Here is a 14,846-nt window from a genome sequence, read left to right as displayed (position 1 = left end):
ACTAATGATTAAAATGGTGTTTTAGTTTTGATTGCCCGATGTCTTAATTTATGATCCGCGGGTGTTAAACAAATTTCAAATGGCTGTATTGCTTCCCTACACTTAGGGTTACGTTGCGGCCAAATATAAGGCTGCAGTTATCGGGTATATGTCCTGCCGGGAAATCAAAACAAACAGGATAATTGTAGCGCTGTACAATATCCATAATAATTTCGGGTACGGTTTGGCCAAAGGGAATCTCGTTATCTTTTACATCGGTAAACCCGCCAACCACCAGGCCGGCCAGGCTTTTGAGTTTGCCCGCCCTGTCAAGGCAGCGCAGCATGCGGTCGATGCTGTAAAGATATTCGCCTACATCTTCAATGAATAACACTTTTCCTGTGTAATCAATATCAGATACCGAGCCCGATACCGCAACAAGTAACGACAGATTGCCACCGACAAGCAGGCCGCTGCTATCGCCGGTGCGATTGGCGGTATGCGATGTAAATTCGTAAGTCAATGGTTCGCCAAATAAAGATTTTCTCAGCGTATCTAACGATCGTGCCGATGCATCCGGGATATTTACCGGCATTTGCCCATGAATGGTTTGTGCGTGGTAATTGGCAAAAAGGTGGGTGTGTAATACGGTAATATCGCTAAAACCGATTATCCATTTAGGGTGTTGGGCAAACCGGCTAAAATCAACCTTGTCAATCATTCGGACGGTGCCATAGCCGCCCCGCGCTGCTATGATGGCTTTAATGCTGTTATCGTCAATAAAACGTTGCAGGTCTTTCGCTCGCAATTCATCATCGCCGGCAAATTGATGGTAGGATGCTGTTACGGTTTCACCCAATATAACTTCCAATCCCCATGATTGTAACAGGGTAACCGCGTCTGTCATTGGATTGGGCAGTTTTTTTGCCGGGCATACAATGGCAATTTTATCACCTTTTTTTAAGTAAGGAGGAAGTTGGAAAGTTGGGAAGTCGGGAAGCCCGGAAGTCGGTGAGTTTGAAAGATCCGAAGTCGGCAGGTTCGCATGTTCAGAATTAGTTAGTGATTCACTCATGTTTATGTAATAAAGGCTTTCTATCTTTCGGACTTTCCTGACTTTCGGACTTTCTGACTTCCCCGTCTTTCTGACTTTCCCGACTAAAAACCTATCTTTGCAAATTATTTATAACGTCGCTTATTCATGTCACAACTCAACAAATATAAAAGATATACGGTTACTTCTGCATTGCCTTACGCCAATGGTCCTTTACACATTGGCCACCTGGCGGGTGCTTACCTGCCGGCCGATATTTTTGTAAGGCACCTGAGGCTCAAAAAAAAGGATGTGTTATACGTTTGCGGATCTGACGAACATGGCGCCGCCATAACCATCAAGGCGAAAAAGGAGGGTACTACGCCCCAGGCTATTATTGATAAATACCATACCCAGATAAAAGAAAGTTTTGAAGAATTTGGAATAGCATTTGATATTTACCACCGTACGTCGTCGCCTATACATCATGATTTATCGCAGGAATTTTTTCTGAACCTTTACGAAAAGGACGAGTTTATCGAAAAATTCAGCGAGCAATATTATGACGAGGATTACCAGCAATTTTTAGCAGACAGGTACATTACCGGCACCTGCCCAAACTGCCACAATGAAAATGCCTACGGCGATCAGTGCGAGCGTTGTGGCACGTCATTAAACCCAACCGACCTGATAAACCCGGTATCAACCCTAAGCGGCAAAACGCCTATATTGAAACCAACCAAACATTGGTATCTGCCTTTGGATAAATATCAGCCCTGGCTGGAGCAATGGATAGATACCAAAGAAGGCGATTGGAAAACCAACGTATTTGGCCAATGTAAATCGTGGCTAAAATCGGGACTGCAACCACGCTCTATGACCCGCGACTTGGACTGGGGTATTGATGTGCCACTGGAAGAAGCTAAGGGCAAAAAGCTATATGTATGGATGGATGCGCCGATAGGCTATATCTCTGCCACCAAACAATGGGCCATTGATAATAATAAAGACTGGAAATTATACTGGAAAAAGCAAGCCGATGAGCAGGATAATGCCTGTTTGCTGCATTTTATTGGTAAAGATAATATTGTGTTTCACTGTATTATTTTCCCATCCATACTGCACGCTCATGGCGAGTACATTTTACCGCAAAATGTACCCGCCAACGAGTTTTTAAACTTAGAGGGCGACAAACTATCAACCTCGCGCAATCACGCCGTTTGGCTGCATGAATACCTGCAGGAATTTCCGGGCAGGCAGGATGAGCTGCGCTATGTATTAACCTCGATTTTGCCTGAAACCAGCGACAGCGAGTTTACCTGGAAAGATTACCAGGCCCGCATCAATAACGAATTGGTGGCTATACTGGGTAATTTTGTAAACCGGGTAATGATACTGATGCACAAATTTTACGATGGTAAAGTTATAAGCGCGTCTGATAAACTCGAATTACAGGATGAGTACCTGAATACCGAGATTGGTATTTGTTATGACGAGATAGAAAAAAACCTGGAAGCTTACCGTTATCGCCAGGCCTTGCAGGCTGTAATGGATATTGCCCGCCTGGGTAACCGCTACCTTACCGAAAAGGAACCATGGAAAGCTATTAAAACCGATCCGGAAGGTGCAAAGGAAGCCTTGCACAACTGTTTGCTCATTATTGGTCATTTGGCTACTGCCGCGCAGCCATTTTTGCCGGCAACAGCAAAAAAGATCATAGGTATGTTAAACCTGCCCAACCAGGTTATTACTTACGATCAGGAGATCACTTTTGATAACGGCCATCAGCTAAACCCGGCCGCGTTATTGTTTAATAAAATTGAGGACGACGCGATTGACTACCAACTAAAAAAGTTACAAGATAAAAAAGAAGCCGCCGCGCCGGAAAAAACTATAAACGTGCAGCCCGCGAAAGAGAATGTTAGTTTTGAAAGCTTCGCGGCAATGGACATCCGCACGGGGACTATCCTGGCTGCCGAAAAAGTGGCCAAAACCAAAAAACTGCTCAAACTAACCATAGATACAGGCATCGACCAACGGACAGTGGTATCCGGCATAGCCGAATATTACGAGCCGGAAGCCATCATAGGCCAAAAAGTGAGCATCCTGGTAAATTTAGAGCCGCGTGAAATAAAAGGCATCGTATCGCAGGGGATGATCCTGATGGCCGAAAACAGCGAAGGTAAACTAAGCTTTGTTGCACCGGTGGAGGATTTTCATACCGGGGCAGTGATCAGGTAGATTTTGGATGTGCAGATAGTTGTTTTTTTAACCCGATAAAAATTTGCTGCTTAGGCATGTGATTTTTCAGGTATAATTTGCACCTTTGCAAGCTGATTAAAGGATGTGCCTTTTATCAGCCACAGCAGGTCCCGTAGTTCAACGGATAGAATAGGAGTTTCCTAAACTCTAGATATGAGTTCGATTCTCGTCGGGACCACTTAGAGCCCGGTAATTAACCATAATTACCGGGCTTTTTGCGTAAATGAGGGTGGTTGTAAATGCCTTCAATATGTTTTAATTTCGGCAGGAATGATTAACGTTAATACGATATTTAACACATGAAAAGACCGATCAAAATGCTTAGAATTAAAGTAGTATGCTTTCTGTTGTTTTATTTGTTTAGTACGCCATCCATAGGCCAGGTCAAATGGCCGGCTAATCAGCTGCTTCCGTCTTTCCCGGCGCCTGCAAAGGTTCAGGATTTTATTACGCTTCGTGAAAATTCTCCTTACTCTTCAGCAGAAATGTACCTGTTTGCTTCGTTAAAGGGCATCGTAAACAGGGCAAAACCACGAATATTCTCCTATGAGGGTGATGCTTTCGCCGAAGGGCCGTATACCTGGCTACAGTCCCTGGGTTTAAGCTGGTCTGAACCTGCAGACAAATGGGATTTGATTGCTAAATACCGGAGCGAAATTTCAGGTGTGATTGTTTATGATCCCGCGCAGGAACATACAATTAACCTGGCCACGGTACTCGCAAAAAGCAAAGGCGCGCTGATTGCCTCGCCGTTGTTGCTGGCCAAATTAACTGCCGCTCCTTATAATTTGCCGGTGTTACTTGATTTGCAGGGCAAATTCAGCAGTAAGCTGGAAGTTTATCAATCGCTATATGATACTTATTGGCCAAATATGGATCACCGTTTGTTAATCGGACTAAACCCTAATGCGCATAAAGCCGCCCTTCGCGAATATGCGGCGGCCTTGGGCGCTGCCGTAATATGGCTCGATCCTGAGGTAGCCGGCGAAAGTGAATTGCTAAACAAATTTCTATCCTCAATGTCTCCCGGGGCTATCTTTATGGGCTGGTGGCCACAGGAAGGACCAGGGGTGCAAAGGGCCTCGAAGTATGGTATTTCAACCGTTGCAAGTGATTGGTGTGCTAACCTAACGGTACATAGCGGTACTTCCAGAAATGTAAAAATAAAACCAATCCCTCCCAAACCGACGCTCAAAAACAAGATATATGTAGCATTTATATTGAGTGATGGAGACAATTTACAATTTACAGAGCATTTGATGCGCAAACTTTGGAATAATCCAGACCGGGGCGCTGTTCCAATGGGATGGACGGTGTCGCCTGCTATGCTGGATGCAATGCCTGGGGCTCTTAATTATTATTGGCAAACTTCCACCAGCAATGATAACCTGATTTCGGGCCCTTCGGGCTATGGTTATACTTACCCTAATACCTGGACAGATGAAAACTTGCTAAAGCAGTTTGTTGCTAAAACGGAGGATTATAACGCCCGTGCCGGTTTAAGGGTAATCACCATTTGGAATACGATTACAGGTGGTATTAATCCTAATGTCGGGAATGCCTATGCCAGCCAGGCAAAATCGTTGCTTGGCGTAACTGCCCAGAACACAGGAGGCGGGCTTACTATTTATAACGACAGCCTACCAGGAATGGCACTTACCTGTAACTACTGCACAAATGAACAGGCAATGAAAGATCATATAGCCCGGGCTGCCGCCGGTTGGGACAAAACCTCGCCGCGTTTCATGATTATACAGGCGCAACCCTGGCAGGGTGTAACGCCAACAAGTTTTAAAAACGTGGCTAATTCACTTAATGAAGATTATGTCATCGTGCGCCCAGATCACCTTTTTCAGCTTATTCGCGAGGACAAGGGTATCTCAATTAATCCTAAATAAAAATATATTTTTAATTTATGAACGCAATTCAGCCTATGGCAGGTGTTATCATCATGCCATTTTTATTTTCATAAACACAGCCACAAAAAATAACTCATTCATAAAAGAGTTTGGATTTTGTAGTTTAAGGACTATTAAGATTCTTTAAAAGCCCGCAAGTTGAACGGTCGCGGGCTTTTGTTTTACTGTTAAAGTGGCAAAAAGGGGAGCGGTTTTAACTAAAAATGCCTAATCTTCTCCGTTATTCATTTAGCTTTGTTCTATTTGTTTTAAGCTATCCATTTTCTTGTAAGCTAAAAATCCCTTGATGTCCTCAAAATGTTCGCGGACGCGTTTATTACCAAACTCGAATACTTTTTTTACCAGCCCGTCCAGGAAATCCCTGTCATGTGATACCAAAATCAGTGTTCCATCAAAATCCCTCAGAGCGTCCTTGATAATGTCCTTGGTCTTCATATCCAAGTGGTTAGTTGGCTCATCCAGTATCAGTACATTTACAGGCTCCAGCAGCAGTTTGATCATGGCCAGGCGCGTTTTCTCGCCGCCCGAAAGTACTTTTACCTTTTTTGTGGTATCGTCGCCACTAAACATAAATGCTCCCAACAAATCTTTAATCTTTATTGTGCCATCACTTAGCGGAATCTGGTCGATGGTTTCAAATACGGTTAAACTTTCGTCTAACAGCGACGCCTGGTTTTGGGCAAAGTACCCGATCTTTGCATTGTGGCCTACTTTTAATGTTCCTTCAAAATCAATCTCGCCCATAATGGCTTTGATCATGGTCGATTTGCCTTCGCCATTTTTACCAACAAAGGCCACTTTTTCGCCTCGCTCAATAACCATAGCCGCCTTTTCGAATACAACATGATCGCCATAGGTTTTTGTAAGCTCTTCAACCATTACCGGATACTGACCAGAACGTGGCGATGGTGGAAATTTCAACCGTAAGGCCGAAGTATCTACCTCATCAATCTCGATGATCTCCAGCTTTTCGAGCATCTTTACGCGCGATTGCACCTGCAATGTTTTAGAGTAAGTCCCTCTGAACCGGTCTATAAATTCCTGGTTATCGGCTATAAAACGCTGTTGTTCCTCGTAGGCCTTCAATTGATGGATGCGGCGGTCGGCACGTAACTGCAGATAATGACTGTATTTGGCCTTATAATCGTATATTCTGCCCATCGTTACCTCGATGGTACGGTTGGAAACATTATCCACAAAAGCACGGTCGTGAGATATCACCATAACCGCCTTTGCCGAGTTGATCAGGAAATCTTCCAACCATTGTATACTGTCGATATCCATATGGTTTGTAGGCTCATCAAGCAAGATCAGGTCCGGTTTCTTTAAAAGAATTTTGGCCAGCTCGATACGCATGCGCCAACCACCCGAAAACTCGGAAGTTTGGCGGGTAAAGTCTTTACGTTCAAAACCTAAGCCCTTTAACACCTTCTCTACTTCCGCATCATAATTGACCTCCTCCTGCGAGTAAAATTTCTCGCTCAGTTCCGATACCCGTTCAATCAGCTTCATGTAATCATCGCTATCATAATCGGTACGGATAGTGAGCTGCTCGTTCAATTCGTCGAGCTCTTTTTGCATCTGGTTGGCCTCTTCAAAGGCTTTCATCGTTTCTTCAAAAACGGTAACATTATCGTGAGTGAGCAAATGCTGCGGCAAATATGCTATCACGGCGTCTTTCGGGCCTGTTACGTTGCCAGAAGTAGGTTTGGCCGCGCCGGCAATGATTTTGAGCATGGTGGATTTGCCTGCGCCGTTTTTGCCCATCAGGGCAATCTTATCGTTCTCGTTTATGGAGAAGGTTACGTCGCTGAATAAGGTGGTTCCGCCAAATGAAACGGAGATATTGTTAACATTAATCACAGTATGGGAATATTGAATTGTGCGCAAAGATAATGGAAAGACATAGAATTATGGCAGGGGCATGAAAGGATGCTATCAGACCGTTTTGGAGTTTCCGGAAATTTATGCCATTGTGCTTAATTTGCAAAGGCAACATTAATCCCTGGAAAATATTTTCGAAATGGCTACATGTATGTTGAAGTTTTGCAATCAACTGTATCAAAATGCGGCGTGTGCTTCGGTGGGTATTAGCCGGCACAGCAAATACTAAAGTCGTGGTGGTTATATAAATGTCGAAATATTCTTATTGGGACCTCAAATAAAGTTAAAAGCCTTCAGTTGTTATACTAAAGGCTTTTGGTTGAGGCGGTGTAGCGATAACATCAGCCACAAGCTGAATCATACATCTTATCCACCTGTCGGTGAAATCCCAATGGTCAGTTTTTATGAATCTCCAATTCGCTAATGAGGTTATCAGCGTGCCCTAAAATATCCATACACCAGAGTACGTAGCGCACATCTACACAAATAGTCCGTTTATAATCTTTGTTAAAAGCAATTTCGCCGCTCATGGCTTCCCAGTTGCTGTCAAATGCCAGGCCTATCAGTTCGCCCTCACCGTTAATCACCGGCGATCCGGAGTTACCGCCTGTGATATCATTGTTGGTAATAAAGTCGATCGGGATGGTACCATGATCGGCATACTGGCCAAAGTTCTTTTGTTTGTAGGCATCCAGCCAGGTTTTCGGCAGGTCAAATTCGTCATCACCGGCCTTGTACTTTTTCATAGCGCCATCCATATCTGTCTGGATATCGAAATGCTTGCCATCCTTAGCGGTATAATCCTGCACATTGCCGTAAGTGATACGCATGGTAGAGTTGGCATCGGGCGACATCAGCTTGCCCTCGTTTTTCTCCAGCAAAGCCTGCAGGTAAATGCGGTCGAGCTTTTCTTTCTGCTCGTCAAAATCGCTCAGCTTAGTGCCAAAAACACTCTTTTTGTAAGCGCCTGGGTTAAGGTTAATCACAAATGGCACCAACGGATCTTCACGAAGTTTGTCTACCGAACGATGTGGCAAAAACTCTTTCAGTTTGGCGGTATCTATCAGGTCGCTGGTTTGCCATAAAACATCCGCGAACTTAGAAAAAGCCAGCGATGGATCGCCTGGAGCAATCCTGGTCACCATATCCTCTATAAAAGCCGGGTGCTGGTCTTTAGGTATATCGGTATACCATGAGGTCATGAGTTGGGTAAATATTTTTTTGTCGGCAATAAGATTGTAGCTTTTGATGTAATCGTCATTAACCTTTTTTAGCTCATCCTTTATCTCTGCTTTTTCCTTAGCGCTGCGCTTTGAATTTTCAAGCGCCAATTGCCCAAAGCAGTTGTTAAGCGCTTCATCTACAAAACCCGGAGCCAGTAACCCTTCGTTAATGTATGTTTTGTGGATGGCGTAGGGCTCATAAGTGGCATATAGGTTCTGATAATCACTCATCAGGTTGGCATACTGCGGTTTGTCGGCAGCCCATTTGGTAAAGTCGGCTTCTTCCTGCTGTTTTTGGCCATAAATGTTAAGGTTTTTCAGTTGCTCAGTTTGCCCGATAAAATATTTCCAATAGTTTGATACTTTATTGTACTCGGACGAAAGCCTGAGCCGGGTGTCTACACTTTTGTTCATTTCTTCTTTCCAGGCCTTCAGGCGGATATCGCGCAATTTCACAATAACCGGGTTGGTTTGTTCGGCAGCCAAACGTACCCCATTTGAAGTCAGGTAACGGTCGGTACTTCCGGGATAGCCGTATACCATAGCAAAATCGCCGTTTTTTACACCCTTTAACGATATGGGCAGGAATTTTTTAGGCGTGTAAGGTACATTGCCGGCCGCGTAGCTGGCGGGGTTGCCGTCTTTATCTGCATAAATCCGGAATATAGAGAAATCGCCGGTATGGCGGGGCCACTCCCAGTTGTCGGTATCGCCGCCAAATTTACCTATCGACTGTGGCGGAGCGCCTACCAAACGCACATCACTAAATTTATTGTACAGGTAAAGGAAATATTGGTTGCCTTTGAAAAACGAGCTTACCGCGCCCCGATATTTGGTACCCTTGGTTGCCTGCTCAATCAGTTTGTTGCTGATCTTTTCAAGCTTTTCGCCCCTTTCTGCATCGTCGGCCCCTTTAAGTGCAGCCATTACCTGGGGGGTAACATCGGCAATACTTACCAGGAATTCTACGTATAAGCCCGCTACCGGCTTTTCTTCGGCATAACTTTTTGCGTAAAAGCCGTTATCAAGGATATTGTTTTGCGGCGTTGAGTTTGCCGAGATAGATTCAAAACCGCAATGGTGATTGGTAAATACGAGGCCTTTGCCGGATACAACCTCGCCGGTACAAAAGCCGCCGCCCAGGGAAACTATAGCATCCTTAATGCTGGCCTTGTTGATGCTGTACAAATCTTCCGGGGTTAGTTTAAAGCCCTGCTTCTTCATTTGGTCATAATTTTTACCAATAAGCATCGGTATCCACATGCCTTCATCGGCGCGTGCCAGGCTTGTGATAAACAATGTGAAGAGCAATACAAGGGATAAGAGTTTAGGTTGTTTCATAAACTGTGTTATAAATTGTGTTAAGGTATTTAAAAGCAAATGTAGAACTATTTTAAAAATAGTTGGCAGAAAATGGAAGGTTGAGACATGCCGAAAATTGAAAAAAGCAATCCGTTGATGTTCAAAAAGATTTTTCTTAGGATGCAGAAGCTGTGCGTGTTTTGAGCTGTTTGAGGAGGTTTATACCTTAACAGCTGCAAATTATAAACCAATTGCATATAGTTTAGCCGTGCTACTCAAAGCGGCCATACAAGAGTTGTCTTTTTTATGGTGTAATCGACAGATTATCAAATACTTTTATTCTTATATCAAATTAATTCGCCGTATTTTTAGGTAACCCAATTCTTACCGGCCCCGGGCAGAATTTTTTGTACAGCACCACCAATTATTAAAAAAAGATAATTAATCAGAAAAAAATGGAACAGCAAACTAATCAGCCGTCGCTTGAAAACATTATGAAAGTTGGCACAGGCTTTTGGGCCTCAAAAATTCTTTTAACTGCAGTAAGTTTTCAATTATTTACCCGGCTTGCCGAAAAAACATCTATGACGGTAAAAGATGTGAAAAATAATTTAGGGCTTAAATGCACAGACAGGAATGTTTATGATTTTTTAGACGCTTTAACCGTGTTTGGTTTTTTAAAGCGTGAGGGTATTTTGGATATGGCTATATATTCAAATACTTTGGAAGCAGATACGTTTTTGGATAAAAACAAGCCATCATATATTGGGGGTATTCTTGAAATGATGGACAATAGGCTATATGCGTTTTGGGGTAACCTGGGCGAGGGCCTGCTTACCGGGTTGCCACAAAACGAAGTAAAAAGGAGCGAGGATTTTTTTGGTTTGATATACAGCGACCCCGGAAAATTAAAAGAATTTACCAACGCCATGAGCGGTATCCAAATGGGTAATTTTATGGCCTTTGCTCAAAAATTTGATTTTACAAAATATAAAACGCTGATTGACGTAGGCGGCTCGGCGGGGTTGCTTTCACTTATGGTTGCAAAACATAATCCCCATATGCATTGCACAAGTTTTGATTTGCCGCCGGTTGAGCCTATTGCAAATGCTACCATACAGCAATTCGGGTTATCAGATCGTGTAAAAGCGGTTGGCGGCGATTTCTTCACTATGCCAATACCCAATGCCGACGTTGTTGTAATGGGAAATATCCTGCATGATTGGGACGAAGAAAATAAAGTATCATTAATGAGGAAAGCCTATAACGCCCTCCCGGCGGGCGGTGCCTTTGTAGCTATTGAGGGTATAATAGATGATGAAAGAAAGCAAAACGTTTTTGGTATGATGATGAGTTTGAATATGCTCATTGAAACAGGAACAGGATTTGACTACACATTTGCCGACTTTAACAAGTGGGCAAATATTGTTGGATTTAAATCAAACTCACTTATTTCATTAGCAGGGCCATCCAGCGCGGCAATAGCGTATAAATAAAACCGCACTTACATTGCCCGGGCTTATCTTAATAATATCCAGGAAAATAATCTTTGGTTTGTTTCTTTGATTACGCTGATGAATTGGTCGGTTTTACTAATGCTTTTATCTCGGATATGATAATCCTTCGAAATCGTTATATTTGTGTTGAGGTAAAAATTGGATAAAGTAAAAGTTTTAGAAAAATATCTTCCGCCCGATGCTGCCCCGCTCATTGGCCGCTGGATTGACTACTTTAAATGCGAGTTTAAAATTTCGCGCAACCGCGGCACCAAATTTGGCGATTACCGTTCGCCTTATGCAGGTAAAGGTCACCGCATCTCGGTTAATTATGATCTTAACCCGTACGCTTTTTTGGTTACCACCGTGCATGAGTTTGCCCATTTGCATACCTGGAATGAGCATAAGCAAAAAGCCCGGCCACATGGTACCGAGTGGAAAGGGAATTTTAAACGGATGATGCAGCCTTTTTTTGAAAAGGACATTTTTCCGCCCGATGTTAAACACGCCATTGTGAGTTACCTGGATAACCCGGCGGCTTCAAGCTGTTCGGATTTGAACTTGTACCGTTCCCTGCGCAAATATGATGCACCAAAAGAAGCGATGCTGACGGTTGAAAAAGTCCCGTTTAAAGCCTTATTCAAAATAAAAGGCAACCGCATTTTCAGAAAGGAAGAGCAATTACGCAAGCGGTTTAAATGCGTTGAGATAAAAACCAAGCGGGTGTATTTGTTTAGCCCGGTGGCCGAGGTGGAATTGGTGGAGGAATAAAAGAAAAGGGTATTGCTAATGCTGCCTCAAAAAAATGGGCAGCATTAATAATACCCCTATTAAAACAACTTCTTTGTATTATTTACTTCCACTCCAGCCGTCGCTCCAGCCTGTACCGCCAGCAGCTTTTGAACTTTTTACCAGCTCATCATATTTTAGCTTTTGTGCAGGGGTTAAAACAGCCTTGATTTTTTTTATTGTTGCCGTACGCAGCGGCTCAATAGCAACCAGCATCTTAGTGTTATCACCTTTGGTTTCAGTTTTAATTTTGTCAAACTTTGCCGACGATTCGGTATAGATAGCAGCAACTTTTTTGCATTGCGGATCAGTAAGTTTTAACTTTTTTTGCAGTTCCATCGCCTTTTCTTCCGGCTTACTGCCGGCTGCAGTTTGGGCGAAGCTTGCTGTTGTTAATCCAATAAACAGGCAGCATAATAAAAGTAATTTTTTCATCTTTTAGGTTTGATTAAAATTGTTCGTTATTTTATTTAAATGTAGTTGGTTTTATTCGAAAACAGGTAAACTGCCAACACATTTTATAAAACAAACTTACAGCTTAATTTGTTTTTGCCGCCATAGGCATACACATTGTCATATCCTGTTTATCAATAAAAGTTAATTTAGCCAATTGTGTTACTTTATATTGGTCCACGCCTTCTGTTATCCTCAAAAACTGGTTTGGCGTTATGTTTGTAAAATGCTGAACGGTACCGCTGCCAGCCCATTTTATTTCTATATCGTCAATTATTTTTGCCTGCCCTATGCCAATTTCCTGGCGCAATGGGGATGAGCCAAAGCTTCCGCCGGAGTTTACATCTTTATAAACATTTCTTTTTACACCATTTTCGGTAAATGTTAATTTAATGTGGCTTCCTATTGCAGCCTTATTGGCTTTTACGCCATCGAGTTTTAAGCTTATCCAATTGTTATTATTGTTGCGCGGGTTAAGGTATAACGAGCTGGTGTACGAATCGCCAATGTAGGCGCCGCCCATTTCGGCAAATATATCCTGGTTACCGGTATTTCTTAAATCTGCAAAGGCAATACCGTGCCCCTTTTGCAGGTTGCCCATGCGCGATGAGGTAGTAATGTCAATAAATTTTTTCCCGCTATCATTTCTGAACATTTTATTGGGTACCAGTGAGCGAAAATCGGGATTACCTGTTCCAAAATACATATCCAGGTAGCCATCATTATCAATATCGCCAAAGTTGCCCCCCATGCTGTACACCACCTTATCTAAACCAACCTCGCGTGTTACATTGGTAAAAGTACCATTGTGGTTGTTGTGGTATAAAAACACGTTCCCGGCATCCGGCACGGCTTTGCCTAAAGCTGCAGCGGCGCTGTAATAAGCCAGCGGACGGTTAAAGTTATAATCGCTCACCAATACATCCTGCCAGCCATCATTGTCATAATCATAAAACCAGGTTGTAAAGGTTCGTTCTTTATTTTGGGCAAAGCCGGCTTTTTGGGTCACGTCTTCAAAATCTACCTTACCCCCTTTAATGCCTTTGTTCCTGAGCAGGTATTTGGCACCAGTCATGGTCGAAATAAAAATATCCGGGTAGCCATCGTTATCATAATCGGCAGATGTAACGCCTTTTACAAATGATACAATATCACAGTGTGCTTCTTTGGTGATATTGGTAAATGTACCGTCGTGGTTATTAATGTACAGCATACAAGTTGATGAATTGCCGTCCATATCCTGTGTTGATGTCTCGGTTCCAACAAAAACATCCAGCCATCCGTCGTTATTAAAATCGGCCCAGGTGGCGGTCTGCGTAGGATGAAAATATAACAGGCCGCTTGGTATGGTTACGTCGGTAAAAGTACCATCCCCATTATTACGCAGCAATGAGCTGGGTTGGTTTCCATAGCCCTTGGTGAGCCAGGCGCCCCTTAATACAAAAAGATCAATATTGCCATCGTTATTATAATCTGTTTGCTGAATATTAAGGCCGCCGGTTATTCCTTTAAGCCCGCTATACTCGGTACGATCGGTAAATGTGCCATCTTTGTTGTTTTCAAAATAATGCATCGGGTCGCTCAAGTCCCAGGCCGATGTGATGATATCCAGGTAGCCATCGTTGTTAAAATCGTCAACGGCAACCCCGCCAGCGCGGCCATTAACATTAAGGCCAAGGCTTTTGGCAATGTCTTTAAATGGCTTTTGTCCGGCCACACTATCGGCATTCAAACCGGGGATTAAAACATTTTTTGGAACCTTTTGAGGGTATTCGCCCAATGTCATGTAGGCAATGTTGAGCAGCCATCTTGATTCCATATCATCGGGATGAACCCTTAAAATGGTTTTATAAATTTGAATAGCTTTTCTTGATCCTGTTTGAATTTTATGTACCCCATCATTTTTGATTGGGAAAATACATGACGAACCGGTATGGTTAAGCATGCAATTGCTACGTTCGCCAAGGCGCATATACGCAATACCCACTTCAGACAAGAGCCTGTCCGATGGCATAAACTCCAGCCTGTCTATTATTTTTTCATAAATACTTACAGATTTTTCTTCCTGCCCTGCCATAAGCAATAACGATGCCTGCGCCGACAACAGGTAGGAATCCTGGTCATTCGGCGGGATTTTAACTAACGAATCGCAGTAGGCAATTTTCACCTCCGGGTTAAATGGGTTTGCCATGTTGGTGTTTTTTTTATTCAATTGGTCAAGCATCTCTATCATTTCCTGGTGCGATGATTTGGGGCTGGATGCTATGATGGTAAAGCCTATTGCTACAATAAGCGTTAGGGCCGCGGCTATTTTTATTTTCATTTTGGACTGATATGATATTATCTCAAAAGCGGGATTGTTTTAAACACCGGCTTTTAGTTAAATAAAAGAATACTATATGCTGATAAAGTTGGGCAGGGCAAAGCCACGGCCAAACAAGTTTGCCAATCCGAATTAGGTACTATTAACTATTGTTTGGGTGTATGTAAAAACCCGAAATGTTAC

The 14,846-nt window shown here is 43.1% G+C and carries 9 protein-coding genes and 1 tRNA gene; 5 read left to right on the top strand and 5 right to left on the bottom strand.

All coding sequences use genetic code 11. From position 1 onward, the window contains the following. Positions 1–64: 64 nt before the first annotated feature. Positions 65–1,054, bottom strand: coding sequence for a S66 peptidase family protein (locus ACFGVS_RS18330; RefSeq protein ID WP_439695068.1), 990 nt, complete (start codon positions 1,052–1,054; stop codon positions 65–67). Positions 1,055–1,180: 126 nt separating this feature from the next. On the opposite strand from ACFGVS_RS18330, the gene metG reads away from it, so the two are divergent. The 3 genes from metG to ACFGVS_RS18315 all read left to right on the top strand — a co-directional run bounded on the left by metG (position 1,181) and on the right by ACFGVS_RS18315 (position 5,172). Next, entirely contained in the window at positions 1,181–3,253 is a 2,073-nt protein-coding gene (gene metG / locus ACFGVS_RS18325; protein ID WP_274210591.1) for a methionine--tRNA ligase, read from the top strand. Between the two features lie 127 nt (positions 3,254–3,380). Beyond that, positions 3,381–3,452, top strand: a tRNA-Arg gene (locus ACFGVS_RS18320). Between the two features lie 121 nt (positions 3,453–3,573). Further along, positions 3,574–5,172, top strand: coding sequence for a hypothetical protein (locus tag ACFGVS_RS18315; RefSeq protein WP_439695067.1), 1,599 nt, complete (start codon positions 3,574–3,576; stop codon positions 5,170–5,172). Positions 5,173–5,421: 249 nt separating this feature from the next. On the opposite strand, the gene ACFGVS_RS18310 is transcribed toward ACFGVS_RS18315, so the two are convergent. Then, positions 5,422–7,056, bottom strand: coding sequence for an ABC-F family ATP-binding cassette domain-containing protein (locus ACFGVS_RS18310; RefSeq protein ID WP_439695066.1), 1,635 nt, complete (start codon positions 7,054–7,056; stop codon positions 5,422–5,424). A 416-nt stretch (positions 7,057–7,472) separates the two neighbouring features. Next, a complete protein-coding gene (locus tag ACFGVS_RS18305) occupies positions 7,473–9,641 on the bottom strand; it encodes a S46 family peptidase (protein WP_439695065.1) in 2,169 nt (722 codons plus the stop codon). Positions 9,642–10,057: 416 nt separating this feature from the next. Here ACFGVS_RS18305 and ACFGVS_RS18300 point away from each other — a divergent pair, with 416 nt between their 5' ends. Both ACFGVS_RS18300 and ACFGVS_RS18295 read left to right on the top strand, forming a co-directional pair. Continuing rightward, a complete protein-coding gene (locus ACFGVS_RS18300) occupies positions 10,058–11,098 on the top strand; it encodes a methyltransferase (RefSeq protein ID WP_439695064.1) in 1,041 nt (346 codons plus the stop codon). Positions 11,099–11,257: 159 nt separating this feature from the next. Beyond that, positions 11,258–11,869 carry a SprT-like domain-containing protein gene (locus tag ACFGVS_RS18295; protein ID WP_439695063.1) on the top strand — a complete coding sequence of 204 codons (612 nt, stop codon included), beginning with the start codon at positions 11,258–11,260 and terminating at the stop codon, positions 11,867–11,869. A 78-nt stretch (positions 11,870–11,947) separates the two neighbouring features. Here ACFGVS_RS18295 and ACFGVS_RS18290 read toward each other — a convergent pair whose 3' ends face one another. Further along, on the bottom strand, positions 11,948–12,322 hold the full coding sequence (locus tag ACFGVS_RS18290; RefSeq protein ID WP_090639509.1) for a hypothetical protein: 375 nt from the start codon (positions 12,320–12,322) through the stop codon (positions 11,948–11,950). A gap of 103 nt (positions 12,323–12,425) precedes the next feature. Then, positions 12,426–14,663: an FG-GAP-like repeat-containing protein gene (locus tag ACFGVS_RS18285; protein WP_439695062.1), complete on the bottom strand. Its 2,238-nt coding sequence runs from the start codon at positions 14,661–14,663 to the stop codon at positions 12,426–12,428. Positions 14,664–14,846: the final 183 nt, after the last annotated feature.

The organism is Mucilaginibacter sediminis (assembly GCF_051903035.1).
Lineage (GTDB): Bacteria > Bacteroidota > Bacteroidia > Sphingobacteriales > Sphingobacteriaceae > Mucilaginibacter.
The sequence above is the reverse complement of the archived record's forward strand: the minus strand, read 5'-3'. Positions and strand labels throughout refer to the sequence as shown.

Bases quoted from the DNA above. Each gene is read 5' to 3' on its own strand.
- ACFGVS_RS18330 (WP_439695068.1), bottom strand. From the start codon at position 1,054: ATGAGTGAATCACTAACTAATTCTGAACATGCGAACCTGCCGACTTCG.
- metG (WP_274210591.1), top strand. From the start codon at position 1,181: ATGTCACAACTCAACAAATATAAAAGATATACGGTTACTTCTGCATTG.
- ACFGVS_RS18315 (WP_439695067.1), top strand. From the start codon at position 3,574: ATGAAAAGACCGATCAAAATGCTTAGAATTAAAGTAGTATGCTTTCTG.
- ACFGVS_RS18305 (WP_439695065.1), bottom strand. From the start codon at position 9,641: ATGAAACAACCTAAACTCTTATCCCTTGTATTGCTCTTCACATTGTTT.
- ACFGVS_RS18300 (WP_439695064.1), top strand. From the start codon at position 10,058: ATGGAACAGCAAACTAATCAGCCGTCGCTTGAAAACATTATGAAAGTT.
- ACFGVS_RS18290 (WP_090639509.1), bottom strand. From the start codon at position 12,322: ATGAAAAAATTACTTTTATTATGCTGCCTGTTTATTGGATTAACAACA.
- ACFGVS_RS18285 (WP_439695062.1), bottom strand. From the start codon at position 14,663: ATGAAAATAAAAATAGCCGCGGCCCTAACGCTTATTGTAGCAATAGGC.